16 protein-coding genes are annotated in these 19,507 nt (G+C 73.9%); 14 read left to right on the forward strand and 2 right to left on the reverse strand.

What is annotated here, in order from left to right:
* Positions 1-5 precede the first annotated feature (5 nt).
* Genes Q7L73_RS20640 through Q7L73_RS20680 form a run of 9 tightly spaced genes read left to right on the forward strand, consistent with a single transcriptional unit; the run spans position 6 to position 10,131 of the window.
* Entirely contained in the window at positions 6-1,235 is a 1,230-nt protein-coding gene (locus Q7L73_RS20640; RefSeq protein WP_304691642.1) for a sugar ABC transporter substrate-binding protein, read from the forward strand.
* A gap of 9 nt (positions 1,236-1,244) precedes the next feature.
* The gene (locus Q7L73_RS20645; RefSeq protein WP_304691641.1) at positions 1,245-2,792 is read left to right on the forward strand and encodes a sugar ABC transporter ATP-binding protein; all 1,548 of its coding nucleotides are present in this window, start codon (positions 1,245-1,247) and stop codon (positions 2,790-2,792) included.
* Positions 2,789-3,820: an ABC transporter permease gene (locus Q7L73_RS20650; protein ID WP_304691640.1), complete on the forward strand. Its 1,032-nt coding sequence runs from the start codon at positions 2,789-2,791 to the stop codon at positions 3,818-3,820. The genes Q7L73_RS20645 and Q7L73_RS20650 overlap by 4 nt, the downstream gene beginning before the upstream one ends.
* On the forward strand, positions 3,817-4,692 hold the full coding sequence (locus Q7L73_RS20655) for an SMP-30/gluconolactonase/LRE family protein (RefSeq protein ID WP_304691639.1): 876 nt from the start codon (positions 3,817-3,819) through the stop codon (positions 4,690-4,692). Before Q7L73_RS20650 ends, Q7L73_RS20655 begins: the two co-directional genes overlap by 4 nt.
* Complete coding sequence (locus Q7L73_RS20660; protein WP_304691638.1) at positions 4,689-5,417, forward strand: FadR/GntR family transcriptional regulator; 729 nt, start codon at positions 4,689-4,691, stop codon at positions 5,415-5,417. The genes Q7L73_RS20655 and Q7L73_RS20660 overlap by 4 nt, the downstream gene beginning before the upstream one ends.
* Positions 5,414-6,190, forward strand: a complete 777-nt coding sequence (locus Q7L73_RS20665; RefSeq protein WP_304691637.1) for an SDR family NAD(P)-dependent oxidoreductase — start codon at positions 5,414-5,416, stop codon at positions 6,188-6,190. Before Q7L73_RS20660 ends, Q7L73_RS20665 begins: the two co-directional genes overlap by 4 nt.
* A gap of 1 nt (position 6,191) precedes the next feature.
* Positions 6,192-7,235 (forward strand): Ldh family oxidoreductase, encoded by a 1,044-nt coding sequence (locus Q7L73_RS20670; protein WP_304691636.1) that lies wholly within the window; start codon positions 6,192-6,194, stop codon positions 7,233-7,235.
* A 22-nt stretch (positions 7,236-7,257) separates the two neighbouring features.
* A complete protein-coding gene (locus Q7L73_RS20675; protein ID WP_304691635.1) occupies positions 7,258-7,968 on the forward strand; it encodes an SDR family NAD(P)-dependent oxidoreductase in 711 nt (236 codons plus the stop codon).
* 27 nt (positions 7,969-7,995) lie between these two features.
* A complete protein-coding gene (locus Q7L73_RS20680) occupies positions 7,996-10,131 on the forward strand; it encodes a hypothetical protein (protein WP_304691634.1) in 2,136 nt (711 codons plus the stop codon).
* A gap of 5 nt (positions 10,132-10,136) precedes the next feature.
* Here Q7L73_RS20680 and Q7L73_RS20685 read toward each other — a convergent pair whose 3' ends face one another.
* Positions 10,137-11,795, reverse strand: a complete 1,659-nt coding sequence (locus Q7L73_RS20685; protein ID WP_304691633.1) for a GAF domain-containing sensor histidine kinase — start codon at positions 11,793-11,795, stop codon at positions 10,137-10,139.
* 107 nt (positions 11,796-11,902) lie between these two features.
* On the opposite strand from Q7L73_RS20685, the gene Q7L73_RS20690 reads away from it, so the two are divergent.
* From Q7L73_RS20690 to Q7L73_RS20710, 5 genes are all read left to right on the forward strand, one after another.
* Positions 11,903-13,327 (forward strand): cytochrome ubiquinol oxidase subunit I, encoded by a 1,425-nt coding sequence (locus tag Q7L73_RS20690; protein WP_304691632.1) that lies wholly within the window; start codon positions 11,903-11,905, stop codon positions 13,325-13,327.
* 24 nt (positions 13,328-13,351) lie between these two features.
* Positions 13,352-14,479 carry a cytochrome d ubiquinol oxidase subunit II gene (gene cydB, locus Q7L73_RS20695; protein ID WP_304691631.1) on the forward strand — a complete coding sequence of 376 codons (1,128 nt, stop codon included), beginning with the start codon at positions 13,352-13,354 and terminating at the stop codon, positions 14,477-14,479.
* Between the two features lie 6 nt (positions 14,480-14,485).
* A complete protein-coding gene (cydD, locus tag Q7L73_RS20700) occupies positions 14,486-16,270 on the forward strand; it encodes a thiol reductant ABC exporter subunit CydD (RefSeq protein ID WP_304691630.1) in 1,785 nt (594 codons plus the stop codon).
* Positions 16,263-18,068, forward strand: a complete 1,806-nt coding sequence (locus tag Q7L73_RS20705) for an amino acid ABC transporter ATP-binding/permease protein (RefSeq protein ID WP_304691629.1) — start codon at positions 16,263-16,265, stop codon at positions 18,066-18,068. The genes cydD and Q7L73_RS20705 overlap by 8 nt, the downstream gene beginning before the upstream one ends.
* Positions 18,069-18,233: 165 nt before the next feature.
* Positions 18,234-18,806 (forward strand): hypothetical protein, encoded by a 573-nt coding sequence (locus tag Q7L73_RS20710; RefSeq protein WP_304691628.1) that lies wholly within the window; start codon positions 18,234-18,236, stop codon positions 18,804-18,806.
* 9 nt (positions 18,807-18,815) lie between these two features.
* Here the strand turns inward: Q7L73_RS20710 and Q7L73_RS20715 are convergent, their stop codons facing one another.
* Positions 18,816-19,469 carry a sortase gene (locus Q7L73_RS20715; protein WP_304691627.1) on the reverse strand — a complete coding sequence of 218 codons (654 nt, stop codon included), beginning with the start codon at positions 19,467-19,469 and terminating at the stop codon, positions 18,816-18,818.
* Positions 19,470-19,507: the final 38 nt, after the last annotated feature.

Raw genomic sequence — 19,507 nt, forward strand, 5'->3', positions numbered from 1 at the left:
GGCAGATGGACGGACGGATCCAGCGCGGGCGGGTGGCCCGCGCACTGCTCGCGACGACCCTTGCATGCGTCGCCACGGCAGGCGCCGCCGGATGCGGCAGCAGCAGCGACGACGACGGCTCCACGAGCGCGTCGAGCGGCGCCGGCACCGCCGCGGCGACGACCGCCGGCGGCGGAGGCGGCGACGCGACCGAGATCGCGGCGCGGACCTTCTCCGACAGAGTCTGCGAGCCGAAGGACCCGTCCGTGATCGCGGACATCCCGAGATCGGTCGCCGGCTTCACCGGCTACGACTCGGCGCCCGGCGACTGGCTCGCCGAGCCGGCCGACAGCCCCTTGAGAGGCAAGCGCGTCAGCTGGACCTCGATGGGCCTCGGCCAGCCGTTCTTCCTCGCGATCCAGGACCACTGGAAGTCGTTCGCGAGCAGATACGGCTTCGACCTCAAGACCTACGACGGCAAGTTCGACGCCAGCGGCGTGCAGAAGGTCGTCGAGGACATCAGCGCCGACAAGCCCGACGCGGTCGCCTTCGCGCCGCTGGACTCCGACGCCTCCGTCCCGCAGATCAGACGCCTGACCGGCTCCGGCGCGAAGGTCGTCACGTACAACGTGCAGCCGCGCGAGCAGGAGGTGCCGCGCGTCTTCGCCGACGACTACCTCGGCTCGCAGATCGTCGGCTGCAACGCCGGCGCCTACTGGAACGAGAAGTTCGGCGACAGACAGGCCGTCATCGGTGTCGTCGACCTGCCCGAGCTGCCGCAGGTGCAGGACCGCAGAAACGGCTTCGTGAAGGGCTTCCTGTCGCAGGTGCCGACGGCCAAGGTCGGCGCCAGCGTCGACGGCGGCGGCACGCTCGACAAGGCCGCTCCCGCCGCGACCGACCTGATCCAGGGCAACCCCGACGTCAACGTCATCTTCGGCATCAACAACGACTCCTCGCTCGGCACCGTGCAGGCGCTGAAGGCGGCGGGGAAGTACGACGCCGACTGGGGCGTGCTCGCCTCCGTCGACGGCTCCGCGCCGGTGATGAGAGAGCTGGGCGACCCGAACACGCCGTACAAGGCCGAGGGCGGCTACCCGCCGTACGACTTCGCCGTCGCGGCCTTCAACCTGCTCGGCGCGGCGATGGAGGGCAGAACCGACGCGAGAACGCAGGTCGTGCTCGTCTACCCGCCGATCAAGCCGGACGCGGCCGCGATCAGAGAGTGGCTCGACGTCCAGTACCCGGGCAGCTGAGCTGAGGCGATGAGCGAGTCCCGTGTCGCAGAGCCGCCGCCCCGCGCCCAGCACGCGGAGCGGCCGCCGGCCGCGCCGCCGCTGCTGCGCGTGCGCGGCGTCGGCAAGCGCTTCCCCGGCGTCGTCGCGCTCGACGCCGTCGACTTCGAGCTGACGGCCGGCGAGGTCCACTGCCTGCTGGGCGAGAACGGCGCCGGCAAGTCGACGCTCGTGAAGATCCTCGCCGGCGCCCAGCGCGCCGACGAGGGCGAGATCGAGCTGAACGGCGAGGCGGTCTCGTTCGCGAGCCCGCAGGAGGCGCAGCGGCACGGGCTCGCGTTCATCTTCCAGGAGCTGAGCGTCGTGCCGAGCCTGTCGGTCGCCGACAACATCGCGCTCGGCAACGAGCGCGTCCGCGGCGGTCTGCTGCAGCGGCGCGAGGCGCACGCCGAGGCGCGCGCGCTGATGGAGTCGATCGGCTTCCCCGGGATCGACCCGGGGCGGCCGGTCCGCACGCTCTCGATCGCCGAGCAGCAGGGCGTGATGATCGCCCGCGCGCTGCGGCTCGACAGCAGGGTGATCGTGATGGACGAGGCGACCTCGGCGCTGACCGGCGAGGAGGTCGCGCGGCTGTTCGCGCTGATCCGGCGGCTGAAGCAGGGCGGGCGGGCGATCGTCTTCGTCTCCCACCGGCTGCAGGAGCTGGCCGAGATCGGCGATCGCGTGACGGTCTTCAAGGACGGCAGACACGTCGCGACCGTGCCGGCGAGCACGCCGCCGCAGGAGCTGGTGCGGCTGATGGTCGGCCGCGAGGTGCAGGGCTTCCCCGACGGCGGTCGCCGCCGCTCGGGCGAGGTCGTGCTGCGCGCCCGCGGGTTGCGGACCGCGCGGCTGGACGGCGTCGACCTCGACGTGCGCGCCGGCGAGGTGCTCGGCGTCGCCGGCCTCGTCGGCTCCGGCCGCACCGAGCTGCTGCGGGCGCTGTTCGGCGCCGACCGGCTCGACGGCGGCAGCGTCGAGCTGGACGGCAGAGCGCTGCGGCTGCGCCGCCCCGGCGACGCGATCGACGCCGGCCTCGCGCTCGTGCCCGAGGACCGCCGCGGCCAGGGGATCGTCGCGCTGCGCTCGGTCGGCGAGAACCTGCTGACGATCTGGGAGACGCACCGGCGCCTGCGGCCGAGAGGGGAGCGGCCGCGGGTGCTGGCGCAGCGGCTGCGCGAGCAGCTCGCGATCAAGACGCCGTCGCTGGAGCAGCGGATCTCGCTGCTGTCGGGCGGCAACCAGCAGAAGGTCGTGATCGGCAAGTGGCTGGCCGTCGGGCCGCGCGTGCTGCTGCTCGACGAGCCGACGAAGGGGATCGACGTCGGCGCCAAGATGGAGCTGTTCCGGCTCGTCGACAGACTCGCGCGTGCGGGGATGGCGGTCGTGATGGTCAGCTCGGAGCTGCCGGAGGTGCTCGGCATGGCCGACCGCATCTGCGTGATGAAGGACGGGCGGATCGCCCGCGAGTTCGAGCCGGGCGTGAGCGAAGAGGAGATCGTCGCCGTCGCGCTGAGCGAAGAGGAGGAAGCGAAGTGAGCACCCTGTCCACGCGGCTGCGGACGCGGCTGCGCGAGCGCGGCGGGATCGACGTGCAGACGGTCGTCACGCTGGCCGTGCTGATCGCGATGATCGTCGTCTTCTCGCAGCTCAACGACCGCTTCCTGACGGTCGACAACTTCAAGAACGTGCTCGTGCAGACGGCGCCGGTGATGCTCGTCGGCTGCGCCGTGACGCTCGTGATGATCGCCCGCGGGCTCGACCTCTCGGTCGGCTCGGTGGCGGCGGTCGCGGCCGTCTTCGCCGCCGCCTTCACGGCCAGACACGGCTGGTCGCTGGTCGCCGCCGGGATCGGCGCGCTCGCGATCGGCGGGCTGTTCGGGCTCGTCAACGGGCTGCTGATCGTGCGCCTGCAGGTCAACCCGATCATCGCGACGCTGGGGACGATGAACGTCGCCCGCGGCGCCGCCTACCTGATCTCGTCGTCGGCGATCATCGTCGGCCTGCCGGCCGGCTGGGGCGACCTCGGCACCAGCTCGGTCGGCCCCGTGCCGACGCCGGTCGCGATCGCGCTGGTCGCGATCGTCGTCTTCCAGCTGGTGCTCAACCGCACCGCCTTCGGCCGCCACGTCTACGCGATCGGCGGCAACGAGGAGACGGCGCGGCTGTCTGGCGTCAACGTCGGCCGCGCGCTCGTGATCCTCTACGTGCTGGCCGGGCTGACCGCGGGCCTCGCCGGCCTGATGATGGCCTCGCGCTTCGGCAGCGGCGACCCCAACGCCTACGTCGGCTTCGAGTTCGACGTGATCGTCGCGGTGATCCTCGGCGGCACGAGCTTGGCGGGCGGGGAGGGGCGCGTCGCCGGTACCGTCCTGGGCGCTCTGATCGTCGGCTTCCTCTCCAACTCGCTCAACCTGATCGGCGTCGACCCCTTCTGGCAGTACGTCGCGAAGGGCACCGTGCTGATCTTCGCGGTCGTGCTCGATCGCTTCGTCCGCTCCGGCACCGCCGGCGCGCAGCTGCGGCTGCCGCGGCTCGGGCGCAGAACGGCGGGGGCGGCCGCATGAGCGCCCCGACGCAGGTCGCGCTCGACGCGATCGAGGTCGTCGCCGACGGCCTCGACCACCCCGAGGGCGTCGCCGTCGGCGCCGACGGCACGCTCTACGCCGGCGGCGAGGCCGGCCAGCTCTACCGCATCGACCAGGCGACCGGCGCGGTCGAGCAGATCGCCTGCTCGGGCGGCTGGATCCTCGGCCTCGCGCTCGACTGCGACGACACGATCGTCGCGTGCGACCCGAAGCGCAGAGAGCTGCTGACGGTCACGCCCGGCGGCGAGATCGCGGTGCTCTCGCGCGGGACCGCCGCGCTGCCGCTGACGAACCCCAACTGGCCGGTCTTCTCCGACGACGCGCTGTACGTCTCCGACTCCGGCACGTGGGAGGGCGCCGAGGGGCGGATCTACCGCGTCGCGGGCGACGGGACGACGGAGCTGTGGACCGACGCCGTGCCGCGCTTCACGAACGGGATGGCGCTCAACGCCGCCGGCGACGCGCTGTTCGTCGTCGAGTCGACGGGACCGAGCGTCAGCCGCGTGCCGATCCTGCCCGACGGCTCGGCCGGCGCGCCGGAGCTGGTCGTGGAGCTGCCGGGGACCGTCCCCGACGGGCTCGCCTTCGACGAGGAGGGCGCGCTCTACATCGCCTGCTACCGGCCGGACCGGATCTACCGGCTCGACCGCCACGGCGACCTCGCGGTCGTCGCGGAGGACTACCAGGGGACCGTCGTCGGCGCCCCGACCAACGTCGCGCTCGGCGGGCGCGACGGCCGTGACCTCTTCATCGCCAGCCTCGCCCGCTGGCACGTGGGGCGCCTGCGCGTGGCCGTGCCCGGCCTGCCGCTGCGCTATCCGTCATTGCGATCGATCAGGGGACGCAGATGAGTCCGGACAACCCGCTCTACGGGACGATCGAGCCCGTGCGCAGCACCGACGCCGTCGCGCAGCGGATCGAGCGGCTGATCCTCGACCAGCGGCTGGCGCCGGGCTCGGCGCTGCCGGCCGAGCGCGAGCTGGCCGCCCAGCTCGGCGTCTCCCGCAATGTGCTGCGCGAGGCGCTGCGGTCGCTGTCGCAGAAGGGGCTGATCAGAGTCGTCCACGGCCGCGGCGCGTTCGTGCAGGAGCCGACGACGGAGGCGGTCGAGGAGTCGCTGACGATGCTGCTGCAGCGGCGCCGCGTCTCGCTCGTCGACCTCTGCGACGCGCGCCTGCTGCTGGAGCCGGAGATGGCGGCGCTCGCCGCCGCGCGCGGCAGCGAGGCCGACCGCGTCGCGCTGCGCGCGGCGATGACGGCGCTGGAGCAGGCCGCCGAGGACGCCGAGGCGCACGTCGAGGCCGACCTCGCGCTGCACCGCCGGATCGCGGAGATGGCCGGCCACAGCGTCTACGAGGCGATCACCGAGGCGGTCCGCGCGCCGGTCACGCGCTCGATGCTGCTCGGCACCAGCGTGCCGCGCGCGATCGACGCCTCCGACGACCACCACCGCGCGATCGTCGAGGCGATCGCCTCCGGCGACGGCGACGCCGCGCGTGCCGCGATGCGCGAGCACATCGCCTACATCCGCGACTACGTCGAGGAGCGCGACGAGGCCCAGCGAGGTGGCAGATGAGCCGCTTCGCGGGCAGGACGGCGGTCGTCACCGGCGCCGCCTCGGGCATCGGCGAGGCGTGCGCGCGGCTGCTGGCGGCGGAGGGCGCGGCGGTCGTCGTCGGCGACCTCGACGGCGACGGCGCCGCGCGCGTCGCGCAGGAGATCGAGGCGGCCGGCGGGCGCGCGCTCGCGATCGCGACCGACGTCGGCGACTCGGCCCAGGTCGAGCGGATGCTGACCGTCGCCGACGAGCGGCTCGGCGGGATCGACGTGCTCGTCAACAACGCCGGCGTGCTGCGGCTGGACAAGATCGTCGACGTCAGCGACGAGGCGTGGGAGTTCACGCTCCGCACCAACCTGACGAGCGTCTTCTACTGCTCGCGCGGGGCGGCGCGGCGGATGATCGCGCAGGGCCGCGGCGGCCGGATCGTCTCGATCTCCTCGATCCACGCGGTCCTGTCGGAGCCCGACGGCGGCCCCTACACGGCCGCCAAGGGCGGGATCGAGGCGTTCTCGCGCACGCTCGCCGCCGAGCTGGCGCCGCACGGCGTCACCGTCAACTGCGTGCGGCCGGGCGCGACCTGGACCGCGCTCAGCCGGCCGCTCTACACCGCGCCGGTGCTGGCGGCGCTGAAGCAGCGGATCCCGCTCGGCGAGATCGGCGAGCCGGAGCAGATCGCGCAGGCGGTCGCCCACTTCGCCAGCGACGCGAGCCGCTACTCGACGGGCACGACGCTCGACGTCGACGGCGGCTACATCATGGACGGCAGCCTCCCGGCGGCGAGCTACTGAGATGGCGCTCGCACAGGAGACAGAGGCGGCCGCGGTCGAGCGCTGGGGCGTCAGCGTGCTGATGCGCGCGGGCCTGCGGGCGGAGGCGGCCGGCGCCGTCTGCGCCAACCTCGCCTACGCCGAGGCGCGCGGGCTGCGCACGCACGGCTTCGTGCGGCTCGGCGTCTACCTCGAACGGATCGAGGCCGGCGGGATCGTCGTCGGCGCGCGGCCGCAGATCGTCCGCAACGGCGGTGCGACGGCGGTCGTCGACTGCCACGACGGGCCGGGCGCGGTCGGCGGCGCGTACGCCGCCGAGCTGGCGATCCGGCTCGCCGGCGAGCACGGCGCCGGCTTCGTCGCCGGCCGCAACGCGAACCACTTCGGCGCCGCCGGCTGGTACGCGGAGACGATCGTCGAGGCGGGGATGGTCGGGCTCGTCGCCTGCAACACCGACGCGGTGATGGCGCCGCCGGCCGGCGGCAGACGCGTGCTTGGCACCAACCCGATCGCGATCGCCGTGCCGGGCGACGCGGGCGTCCGCCCGCTGCTCGACATGGCGACCAGCGGCGTCGCCTACGGCAAGCTGATCGTCGCCGCCGAGGAGGGCAGCGAGATCCCGCTCGACTGGGCGGTCGACGCCGCCGGCGCGCCGACGAGCGACCCGCGCGCCGGGCTCGACGGGGCGCTGCTGCCGGCGGCCGGGCCGAAGGGCTTCGGCCTGGCGTACATGATCGACATGCTGGCGGCGATGGGCGGGGCGCAGGTGAGCGCCGACGTCCACCCGCTCTACGGCGACAGGTCGATCCCGCAGGGGCTCGGCTTCGCGATGCTGGCGATCGACCCGGAGGCGCTGGAGGGCGCGCTGTTCGCGGCGCGCGTGAGGCGGCTCGCGGAGGCCGTCCGCTCCGCTGGCCGCGCCGGGCAGCCGGCGCCGCTGATCCCGGGCGAGCCCGAGGGCCGCTTCGCCGCCGAGCACGCCGGCCGCGCGCCGCTGCTGCCCGGCACCCGCCGCACGCTCGCCACAGTCGGCGAGCGCTACGGCGTGCCGTTCCCGCTGCTCTGATCAATTAAGCGAGAGGAAGACGATGGATGCAGGGAAGGGGCGCGTGGCGCTCGTGACCGGTGCTGCTTCGGGCATCGGCCGTGCGACGGCGCTGGAGCTGGCCGTGCGCGGGTGGGAGGTCGTCGGGCTGGACCGGGCCGCGGGCGAGGGCGTCGCCGTGACGGTCGACGTGACCGACACCGCTGCGGTCGCCGCGGCGGTGGCCGGGGTCGGCCGTGTCGATCTGCTCGCGAACGTCGCCGGGACCGGTTCGACGCAGAACGTGGTCGAGACGCCGCCGGAGCTGTGGGACGCGGTCTTCGCGGTGAACGTGAGAGGGATCTTCAACACCTGCCGGGCGGTGCTGCCGGGGATGGTGGAGCGGGGCGGCGGGGCGATCGTCAACGCGGCGTCGATCGCGGGGATGGTCGGGTTGAGGGACCGCGCGGCGTACTGCGCCTCCAAGGGCGCGGTGATCGCGCTGACGAAGGCGATGGCGATCGACCACGTCGGTGACGGGATCCGGGTGAATTGCGTCTGCCCGGGGACGGTCGACACGCCGTGGGTGGGGCGGTTGCTGGAGCAGTCGGGCGATCCGGAGGCGATGCGGGCGGCGCTGGTCGCGCGGCAGCCGATGGGTCGGTTGGGCAGGGCTGAGGAGGTGGCGAAGGCGATCGCCTATCTCGCCTCCGACGATGCCGCCTTCGTCACCGGCACCGAGCTGGTGATCGACGGCGGCCTCGTCGCCGGATAAATCGCAGCACGACAAGGAGGAGAGACCATGTCGTTCCCGCTGTTCCGCAGCGCCGCGCTCGCGGCGCTGCTGGCGGCCGCCTGCGCGCAGAGCGCGTCCGCGGCCGCACCGAACCTGTCGCTGAGCAGCAACGGCGGCGCCGCGAGCGCCTCCAGCACGCTTGCCAGATACCCGCTCGCGAAGGCCGTCGACGGCGCGCGGCCCGTCAACCCCGACTTCGACTACTGGAACGACGGGACGCAGGGCGTCTACGGCGACTGGATCGCCGTCAGCTGGACGACCGCCCGCCAGATCGGCCACGTGACGCTGCGGATGCCGGTGCTGCCGAGACTGACCGCCGCGCAGCGGACGATCGGCAGACTGACGCTGGAGTACCTCGACGGCGGCGGCTCCTGGAGAGCGGTCACGACGACCAACGGCCAGCCGAACCCGGTCGTCAACTGGGAGACGCCGACCGCGGCCGACGGCAGCCAGATCAAGGAGCTCTACTTCGCGCCGGTCGCGACCAGATCGATCCGCGTCCGCTACGACGCCGGCAACAGCGACGGCTGGGTCTTCCTGGAGGAGCTGGAGACGTACGAGAGCAGCCAGCTGCAGGACTACGAGGAGTCGATCTCGTGGCTGCGCGGGGAAGCGCTGAGAGTCGTCAACGGCGCGCGCCTGACCGGCGCCGGCGGCACGACGATCTTCGCGCCCGACGGCGTCGCCCACTACCAGGGCCAGTGGACGCGCGACTGGGAGTACGCGCTGGAGGGCTACCCGGAGTCGATGTCGGTCGGCGAGCAGCAGGCCGCGTTCAACTACTTGATCGCGACCCAGCGCGCCGACGGCCAGATCCCGACGCTCGTGACGCCTGGCGGCGCGCCGATCTGGGGCCCGCACGGCGACGACACCGACAACGCGCAGTTCCTCGTCAAGGCGGCGTGGGAGATCTACAGATCGAGCGGCGACATCAGCCACTTCAGAGCGAACGCGGCGAAGCTCGCGGCGGCGATGAACGGCGTCCCGCGCGATGCGACGACCGGCCTCGTCTGGATCGACCCGGCCAACCCGCACTCCTCCTACGGCTTCACCGACTCGATCGTCAAGACCGGCAACGAGCTGTTCTGCTCGCTGCTCTACGTCGAGGCGTCGAAGCGGCTGGAGCAGCTCTACACGGCGGCGGGCGACAGCAGATCGGCGGCGACCTGGGCGGCGCGCGCGAGCAGCGTGCAGGCCGGCCTCGCGACGCTCTGGAACAGCACGACCGGCCTCTTCGACGCGACCTCGATCGCGCCGCGGCCCGACGTCTGGGGCAGCGCCTACGCGGTCGTGCTCGGGCTCGCGACGCCGACGCAGCAGGCGAGCATCGCCAACTGGCTGAGAGCGCACTACGGCGAGGTCGTCGAGAACGGCCAGCTGCGCCACCTGCCCGGCGGCCTCTTCTGGAACGCGATCTTCGACCCGCTCGCGACCGCCGGCCAGTACCAGAACGGCGGTTTCTGGGGGACCGCGACCGGCTGGGCGGCGTACGCGCTCGCGACCGTCGACCCCGGCCTCGCGCGGCAGACGGTGATCGACATGGCTCGCTACTACAGAGAGGTCGGCCCGTACGAGGCCTCGCGCGCCGCGACCGGCTACCTCGCCGTGCCGCAGTACGTCGCCAGCGTCACCGCGCCGCTGGCCCCGCTGCGACAGCTCGACGGCCCCGACCTGGCGCTGCCGGAGAACGGCGGCAGCGCCTCCGCCTCGTCGCTGCACCCGTCCGGCACCTTCAGCGTCGGCGCGCTCACCAACGGCCGCCGCGACGGCACCGTCAACTACTGGAACGACGGCACCCAGGGCGTCTGGGGCGACTGGGCGAAGGTCGAGTGGAGAACGGCGAAGACGGTCTCGAAGGTCGTGCTGCGGATGCCGGTCGTGCCGTTCCTGACGGCCGCCCAGCGGACGATCGGCAGACTGACCGTGCAGTACTGGGACGGCAGCGCCTGGGTCGCGCCGAGAGCGCTCAGCGGCGAGGCCAACCCGGTTGTCAACTGGCTCGCGCCGACCGTCCACGACGGCAGAGCGGTCAAGACGTTCGCGATCGCCCCGGTCGCGACGACGGCCGTGCGGGTGCTGTTCGACGCCGGCAACGTCGACGGCTGGTCGTTCCTGGAGGAGCTGGAGGTCTACGGCGGCTGAGCGGCTCAGCCGGACGGGACGGTCGCCGTCACGGTCGTGCCCGCGCCGGGCGCGGAGGTGACCGTGACGCGGCCGTCGAGCAGCGCCATCCGCTCGCGCATGCCGAGCAGGCCGAAGCCGCTCGTGGCGGCGCCGGGGTCGAAGCCGGCGCCGTCGTCGAGCACGGCGACCTCGAGTCTGCCGCCGTGCTCGCGCACGGTCACCGCGACGCGGCTCGCGTCGGCGTGCTTGACGGCGTTCGTGAGCGCTTCCTGCACGAGCCGGTAGACCGCGTCCTCGACCTCGGTGCGGGGGCGCGGCGCCGCCTCGTCGGCGTCGTGCGCCAGCTCGACGTCCAGCTCGACGTCGAGGCCGGAGGTCGCGGTCACGCGCTCCGCCAGGCCCTCCAGCGCCGGCCGCAGGCCGAAGGCGTCGAGCGCGGCCGGGCGCAGGTCGGCGATCAGCCGCCGCAGGCCGGCGATCTCCGTGTCGATCTGCTCGATCGCGTCGCCGATCGCGCCGTGGACGCGCTCGAGGTCCTGCGAGCGGCGGGCGCCGGCCAGCAGCACCTTCAGGCCGGCCAGCTCCTGCAGCGTCTCGTCGTGCAGCTCGCGCGCCCACCGCTGGCGCTCCCGCTCGCTCGCCTCGATCGACCGCCGCAGCCCCTCGCTGGCGACCGTCTGCGCGGTCGCCACCGCGGTCGCGGCGGAGGCGGCGAAGCTCTCCAGCAGCCGCTCGTCCTCGCGCGTGAAGTGCTCGTCGCCGTCGCGGTCGAAGGCGCAGAGGACGCCGAGCGGCCGGCCGCGGAAGACGAGCGGCACGAGCAGGCCGCTGGTCGCGTCGAGCTGCTCGCCGAGCGCGAAGCGCAGCTCCGTGCGCGCGTCCGCGAGCGTCTGCGCGCGCCGCTCCAGCATCACCCTGCCGCTGACCGAGCCCTCGACCGGCACGCGCAGCCCGTCGAGCGACCCGGCGAGGCCGCCGGCGACCGTCGCGACCGCCAGCTCGTCGCCCTCTCTCAGCAGGATCAGCACGCCGCGCGCGTCGACCAGCGCCCGCGCGCGCTTCGCGATCAGCTCCAGCACGCGCTCCAGGTCGGTCTCGCCGCCGACCGCGCGCGCGATCGCGGTCGTCGCGTCCATCGCCCTCAGCGCCTGCTCCAGCTCGTGGCGGCGGCGGTGCTCGCGCGTGTAGGAGCGGGCGTTGTCGATCGCGATCGCGGCCCAGCCGGCGAGCAGCACGATCGCCTCCTCGTCGTCGGCGTCGAACGGGACGCCGCCGGCCTTCTCGGTCAGGTAGAGGTTGCCGAACGCCTCGCCGCGGATCGTGATCGGGACGCCGAGGAAGCTGTGCATCGGCGGATGGCCGAGCGGGAAGCCGTACGAGCGCGGATGGTCGGAGACGTCGTCCAGCCGCAGCGGTCTCGGCTCCTCGATCAGCACGCCGAGGACGCCGCGGCCGCGCGGCAGGTCGCCGATCGCGGCGTGCTGCGCGGAGTCGATCCCGATGCTGAGGAAGCGCTCCAGCTCGGCGCGGCGCTCGTCGAGGATCCCCAGCGCGGCGTACCGCGCGCCGGTCAGCGCGCGCGCCTCGTCCAGCACGCGCTGCAGCAGCGTCTCCAGGTCCAGCTCCGCGACGACCGAGCGGCCGACGTCGAGGATCCGTCGCAGGCGTCGTTCGTCGAGCATCGCTGACCGCGATTCTACGAGCCTGCGCCGGCCTCCGTAGTCCGCCGCAAGCGCGACACGGTGTCGGGCGGATGGCAGCGCGCGGGCGCGCTCATACCTTGCAGCGCATGACAGCCCTGGAGCTTGCCCGCCTGCAGTTCGGCATCACCACCCTCTTCCACTTCATCTTCGTCCCGATGTCGATCGGGCTCGTCTGGTGGGTCGCGTACTGCCAGACGCGCTGGTACCGCACGAGAGACGAGACCTACCTGCGGATGACGAGATTCTGGGGCAAGCTGATGCTCGTCTCGCTTGCAATCGGCGTCGTCACGGGCATCGTCCAGGAATTCCAGTTCGGCATGAACTGGTCGCAGTATTCGCGCTACGTCGGCGACATCTTCGGCGCGCCGCTGGCGATGGAGGGGCTGGCGACCTTCTTCCTCGAGTCGACCTTCCTCGGCCTGTGGCTGTTCGGCTGGGGCCGGCTGTCGCCGAAGGTCCACCTCGTCTCGATCTGGCTGCTGGCGATCGGCACCGTCATGTCGGCCTTCTTCATCCTCGCCGCCAACTCGTGGATGCAGCACCCGGTCGGCTACGTCCTCAACGAGGCGACCGGCCGCGCCGAGATGACCTCGATCTTCGCGGTGCTGACGAACTCGACGCTGCTCTACGCCTTCCCGCACACCGTCCTCGGCGCGATCACGACCGGCGGCATGGTCGTGCTCGGCGTCAGCGCCTGGCAGCTGCTGCGCGAGCGCCGCTCCGCCAGCGGCGGCGGCGACGCCGTCTGGGCCCGCTCGGCCAAGCAGGTGCTGCCGATCGTGCTCGTCGCGGCGCTCGGGACGGCGCTCGCCGGCCACTTCCAGGGGATGCTGCTGGAGAAGCAGCAGCCGATGAAGATGGCCGCCGCCGAGGCGCAGTTCGAGACCGAGAAGCCGGCCGCCTTCTCGCTCTTCGCGACCGGCGACCTGGAGCACAACCCCGGTCACACGAACGTCGACATCCGCATACCGTACGCGCTCTCGTTCCTGGCGACCGGCTCGTTCACCGGCGAGGTCAAGGGCATCAACCAGATCCAGGCCGAGGAGGAGCAGAAGTACGGGCCGGGCGAGTACGCGCCGGTCGTCGGCGTCACCTACTGGAGCTTCCGCGCGATGGTCGGCGCCGGCTCGCTGATGATCCTCTTCACGCTGATCGGGGTGGTGCTGGCGCGGCGCAAGCGGCTGACGCGCACGAGCTGGTTCCTGAAGCTGGCACTGCCGTTCGTGCTGCTGCCGCCGATCGCGAACCTGAGCGGCTGGGTCTTCACCGAGATGGGCCGCCAGCCGTGGGTCGTCTACGGCCTGCTGCGGACCGACGACGCCAACTCGCCGCTCGTCAGCAGCGCCTCGCTGTGGATCACGCTGATCGGCTACACGCTCCTCTACGGCGTGCTCGCCGGCGTCGGCGGCTGGATCGCCGCGAAGGAGATCCGCCACGGCGCGGAGCCGCCCGAGTCGCAGCGGCCCGACGACGCGCCGCCCGTCCGCCCCGACCTCGCGCTGACGTACTAAGCCGCGTTCATAGGACCTTTCACCATGGATCCCACCACGCTCGAAACGATCTGGTTCCTGCTGATCTGCATCCTCTGGATCGGCTACTTCGTGCTCGAAGGCTTTGACTTCGGCGTCGGCCTGCTGCTGCGCGCCGTCGGCCGCGACCGCGCCGAGCGGCGCATGCTGATGCACTCGATCGGCCCCTTCTGGGACGGCAACGAGGTCTGGCTGCTGGTCGCCGGCGGCGCCACCTTCGCCGCCTTCCCCGGCTGGTACGCCTCGCTCTTCTCCGGCGCCTACCTCGCGCTCTTCGTGATCCTCGTCGCGCTGATCTTCCGCGGCGTCGCGTTCGAGTTCTGGGGCAAGCACGACACGGCCCGCTGGCGCGGCACGTGGGAGTGGGCGCTGATCCTCGGCTCGGCCGTGCCCGCGCTGCTGTGGGGCGTCGCCTGGGCCAACATCGTCCGCGGCCTGCCGCTCAACGCCGCGCACGACATGACCGGCACGTTCTTCGACCTGCTGACGCCGTACACGCTGCTCGGCGGCGTCGTCTCGCTGGCGCTGTTCACGCTCCACGGCGCGATCTTCCTGACGCTGCGGCTGTCCGACACCGACGCCCCCGAGGCGCACGCGCGCGCCGAGGCGATCGCGAAGCGCGTGACGCCGGTAGCGCTGGTGGCCGTCGTCGCGTTCCTCGGCTGGACGCTCGCCGAGCAGGACGGCGTCGAGTGGTTCAGCGCGCTGCTGGCGGTCGGCGCGGCGGTGCTCGTCGGGGCGGTGATGGCGCTGCTGTCGCAGGGGAAGTTCGGGCTCGCCTTCGGCGTCTCGGCCGGCGCGATCGCGCTGACCTTCAGCGCGCTGTTCGCCGACCTGTTCCCGAACGCGCTGCCGTCGACCACCTCGGCCGCGAACGACCTGACGCTCGCCGCCGCCGCCTCGACGCCGTACACGCTGAAGGTGATGACGGTCGTGGCGGTGCTGCTCGTCCCGGTCGTGCTCGCCTACCAGGCGTGGACGTACTGGATCCTGCGCGCGCGGCTGGGCAAGGCGACCTTCGAGGAGGTCCGCAACCCGGTCGACCTGGTCGCGAGAATGACCGGCGGGACGCCCGGGGGCGGCGGGCCCGGCGCCGGCGGCTCGCTGCCGGGCGGCGCCGGCGGCGGGAGCTGATCGGCGATGGCTCCGCCCGTGGATCCGCGGCTGCTGCGCGCCTCGCGCGCGGCGCGCCGCCAGCTCGCGACGGCCGCCGCGCTGGCCGTCGCGGCGGCCGTGCTGATCGTCGCGCAGGCGGTCCTGCTGGCCGACGTGATCGCGTCGGTCTTCATCGACGGCGCGACGCTGCACGACGTGCGCTGGGAGCTGGTCGCTTTGGTGGGCGCCGTCGCGGGGCGCGCGGCCGTCGCGGCGGGCTTCGAGCTGGCCGGCCGCGCCGGCGCCGCGCGCGTGATGTCGGAGCTGCGCGAGCGGCTCGCCGAGCACCTGCTGGTGAAGCGGCCGCTGCGCCCGGCCGAGCGCACCGGCGAGCTGGCGACGACGGCCGTGCAGGGCGTCGACGCGCTGGAGGGCTACCTCGCCGGCTACGTGCCGCAGCTGGCGCTGGCGGCGACGGTGCCGCTCGCCGTGCTCGGCTGGGTCGGCCTGCACGACTGGGTCGCGGCGCTGCTGCTGGCGATCTCGGTCCCGCTGCTGATCGTCTTCATGATCCTGATCGGCCGCTCCGCCCAGACCGCGACCGAGGCGCGCTTCGGCGCGCTGTCGCTGCTCGGCGCGCACTTCCTCGACGTCGTGCGCGGGCTGGAGACGCTGCGCGCGCACAACCGCGACCGCGCGCAGGAGGCGACGATCGCCGCCGCCGGCGAGCGCTACCGCGTCGAGACGATGGCGACGCTGCGGGTCGCCTTCCTGTCCGCGCTCGTGCTGGAGCTGATGGCGATGATCGGCACCGCGCTGGTCGCGGCGGCGGTCGGGGTCCAGCTGGTCGAGGGCGTGCTGACGCTGCAGGTCGGGCTGGCGGTGCTGCTGCTGGCGCCGGAGCTGTTCGCGCCGCTGCGCGAGGTCGGCCGCCAGTTCCACGCCGGCGCCGACGGCCTCGCGGCGGCGGAGCGGATCTTCGCGGTGCTGGAGGAGCCGGCGCCGGCATCCACCCAAGAGATGCCGATGGTGTCGGTGATCCCGTCCAGCTCCTTCCCGATGCCCGACCCGGGGCGCGAGCCGATCCGCTTCGAGCAGGTCGGCTTCGCCCATCCCGGCCGCGAGCGGAAGGTGCTCGACGGCTTCGACCTGACGCTGCAGCCGGGCGAGCTGACCGCGCTCGTCGGCACCTCCGGCGCCGGCAAGTCGACCGCCGCCGCGCTGCTGCTGCGGCTGATCGAGCCGACCGCCGGACGTGTCAGCTGCGGCGACGCCGACCTGCGCACGGTCGGCCTCGACGGCTGGCGCCGGCAGCTCGCGTGGGTGCCGCAGCGGGCGCGGATCTTCGCCGGCACGGTCGCCGACAACGTCCGTCTCGCCGACCCCGGCGCGAGCGACAGGGAGGTCCGCCGCGCGCTCGCGGCGGCCGGCGCGGCGAGGTTCACGACCGCGCTGCCGGAGGGGATCGAGACGCGCGTCGGCGACGGCGGCCGGCCGCTGTCGGCCGGCGAGAGCCAGCGGATCGCGCTCGCGCGCGCCTTCCTGCGCGACGCGCCGCTGCTCGTGCTCGACGAGCCGACCGCGCACCTCGACGCCGAGACCGCGGCCGCCGTCGAATCGGCGATCGTGCGTCTCGCCGCCGGTCGCACGACGCTGCTGATCGCCCATCGCCCGACGCTCGCCGCGCGCGCCGACCGCGTCGTCACGCTCGCCGCCGGCTGCGTCGTGCGCGATGCGCGGTCGATCACTGGTCTGCTGGACCTGCAATCGACCGCGGCTGCGGTCGCGAGTCCGTTCGGCTTCCGCGCGGGGCGGGTGCGTCATGGCTGAGGCATTGCTGCGGACGGCCGCGCTGGTGCGGCCGCGGCGCGGGCGGTTCGCCGCGACGGTCGCGCTCGGCGCGGGCGCGCTGCTGGCCGGCGCCGCGCTGCTGATGACCTCCGGGATGCTGATCAGCAGAGCGGCGCTGCGGCCGGAGGTGCTGAGCCTGCTGGTCGTGATCGTCGCCGTGCGCGGCTTCGGGATGGCGCGCGCGCTGCTGCGCTACTGGGAGCGGGTCGTCTCGCACGACCTCGCCTTCCGCGTGCTCGCCGACCTGCGGCTGCGCTGCTTCCGGCGGCTGGCGCCGCTCGTCCCCGGTGACCTGCGCGGCGTCGGCGCCGGCGAGCTGCTGACCCGCTTCGTCGCCGACGTCGACCAGCTCCAGCACCTCTACCTGCGCGCGCTCGCGCCGCCGCTGGTGGCATTGGTGGCGATCGTCTGCTGCGCTGTGGCAGCGGCGCTGCTGCTGCCGGCGGCGGGCGTCGTGCTGGCGGCCGCGCTGCTGCTCGCGGCGGTGCTCGTGCCGCTGCTGACGGCGCGTGCCGCGGCCGGCGCCGCGCGCCGCCAGGGCGCCGCGCGCGCGGCGCTGACGAGCGAGCTGGTGGAGGCGATCGAGGGCGGCGCGGAGCTGGCCGTCGCCGGTCGCGCCGACGACCGCCGCGCCCGCCTGCGCGGCGCCGACGCGGAGCTGTCGCGGCTGGCGCGCAGCGACGCGCGCGCGGGTGCGCTGGCGGTCGGGCTCGGGACGCTGCTGGCCGGTGCCGGCGCGGTCGCGGTGCTGCTGGTCGCGATCCCGGCGGTCTCGGACGGATCGCTCGACGGCGTCTGGCTGGCGGCGCTGGCGCTGCTGGCGCTGGCGGCGTTCGAGGCGGTCGAGCCGCTCGGCGGCGCGGCCCGTCATCTGCACGCGTGCAGCGCGGCGGCGACGCGGCTGGAGCAGCTGATGGCGACCGAGCCGCGCGTGCAGGACCCGCTCGCGCCGGTGCCGATCCCGCCGCGCGCGACGCTGGAGCTGCATGCGGCGACGGTCGTGCTCCCGGGCGCGCCTTCCGCTGTGGAGGACGAGCACGACTGCGGTGCCTGCGCGGGCGACTGCGGAGGGCCGGGCGACGGGCGCGGGCACGCGCCGGTTGCCGGCGCGGTGCTCGACCGCGTCTCGCTGCGGCTGTCGCCGGGCGAGCGGGTCGTGCTGGTGGGCCCGAGCGGCGCCGGCAAGACGACGCTCGCGCGCCTCGCCGCGCGCCTGATCGACCCCGACGGCGGCCAGGTGACGCTCGGCGGGGTCGACCTGCGCGCCGCGACGCAGGAGCAGGTCCGCAGCAACGTCCTGACGATCACCCAGGACGCGCGCATCTTCACCACGACCGTGCGCGAGAACGTGCTGCTGGCCGCGCGCGGTGCCGACGCTTCCCGGGGGGAAGGGGCCGGCGGCGACACGGAGGTCGCCGCCGCGCTCACCGCCGCCGGCCTCGGCGACTGGCTCGCGACGCTGCCGCACGGCCTCGACACGCTCGTCGGGGAGGACGGCGCGCAGCTGTCCGGCGGCGAGCGCCAGCGGCTGCTGCTGGCGCGGGCGCTGATCTCCGATGTGCCGCTGCTGGTGCTCGACGAGCCGACCGCCCACCTCGACCCCGCCACCGCCCGCGCCGTCCTGCAGGACCTCGACGCCGCCGCCGGCGACCGCGGCCTGCTGCTGATCACCCACGACCCCGCCCTCGTCCCCCGCGCCGACCGCGTGCTGGAGCTGCGCGGCGGCCGCCTCACCGAGCTGACCACCACAGCCGCATCTGTCACCAGCAACGATTGATCGAGTGCTGGTCTGAATTACAAGACAAATCGGGTAGTAATCGCTCCGTCCCGATGAGATGCTGGCAAGGCGAGTGTCAGGTGCTCCGGGCTAACGACCCGCGCTCGGCCCGCTCTCATCGAGGGCGGGCCGTTGTCGTTAAGCGCGCCGCGCTAGCCTGGCGCGATGGAGTCGCTGGAGGTCGCGTTCGAGAAGGCTGCCGCCGGGCGGCGGTATCGATCGCTGCTGCGGCGGGCGGACGGGGTCGAGGTCGCGTTCGAGGGCGGGGCGTACAACAAGCTGGGCGCGCGGGGCGAGCTGCCGCATGACCTCGCGCATCTGATCGTCGAGCGGGAGCTGGAGCTGACGCAGGGGGTCTGGGGCGTGCTCGCGGCGGGCGGGCTGTTCCGCCACGCGACCGTCGTCGCCGGGCGGCAGGCGCCGCATGCCGCCAGACGCGGGCGCGAGCTGGTCGAGGCGGCGAGCGACGCGATCATGCAGGCGGAGCTGCTCACGCGCGTCGTCTGCGACGCCTGCGCGGCCGGCCCGCCGTTCGACCCCGCCGCGCTGCGACGCGTCAACGGCGAGGGCTGGTGGAGCGAGCTGGTCACGCGCGAGCTGGTCGAGCGCTGCGACGCGCAGCTCGCCGAAGCCGCCCGCGCCTGGGCCGCGCTCGCACCCGGGAGGCGGCTCGTCGAGCGCTGGCCGCTCGCCCGACAGCGCCGGCCCGCCTCACGCCGCGGCGCTCACGCCCGCTGACCCCGCGCGTCAGCCGTTCGGTATCAGCGCGTCGAGGCGGGCGTCGACGATCCAGCGGTGGTGGCCGGGCGGGTAGGTCGAGGTCTGCAGGCGCAGCAGCTCGCGGCGGCCGGGGCGCAGCAGGCCGAGGCTGCGCTCGGACTCCTGCCGGCGGCTGATGACCGTGTAGCGGGCGGTCGCGTACGGCAGCGAGACGACGATCGGGTCGCCGCGGCGTGCCGAGGCGACCGCGTGGAACGGGCCGCCGTGGGTGCGGTTGTGGCCGGCGACGTAGATCAGCCGCCCCTCGCCCGGCAGGTGCGAGCGCTCGTACCAGCCCGGCTGGCGGTCGATCGTCGCCTGGTCCAAGCCGGCGTTGATCGGAACCACGCGTTCGTCGCGCGGCAGCACGATCAGCCCGACCGGCATCCCGTGCTCGGTCGCGCGGCGGTACGCGGCGGCGCGGCGCGCGAGCCGGCGGGCGGCGGCGCTGCCCGGCGCGACCGCGTGCGCGCGCATCGCGGCGGGCACGTCGTCGGCTGGGACCAGGTCCGCGTACGGCTCGGCGACGGCGCCGGCGGTCGTGGCGGGAGGCCGCGTCGCACCGGCGCTGGCGATCGTGGCGCGAGGCTGCGTCGCGCCGCCGCAGCCAGCCGCCGCGACCGCCGCAGCCGCCGTCGCCAACGTGAGCAGGAGGAGGAGCAGTGGGCGCGCAGGCGTCA

It is taken from the genome of Conexibacter sp. CPCC 205762 (assembly GCF_030646155.1).
Classification (GTDB): Bacteria; Actinomycetota; Thermoleophilia; order Solirubrobacterales; family Solirubrobacteraceae; genus Conexibacter.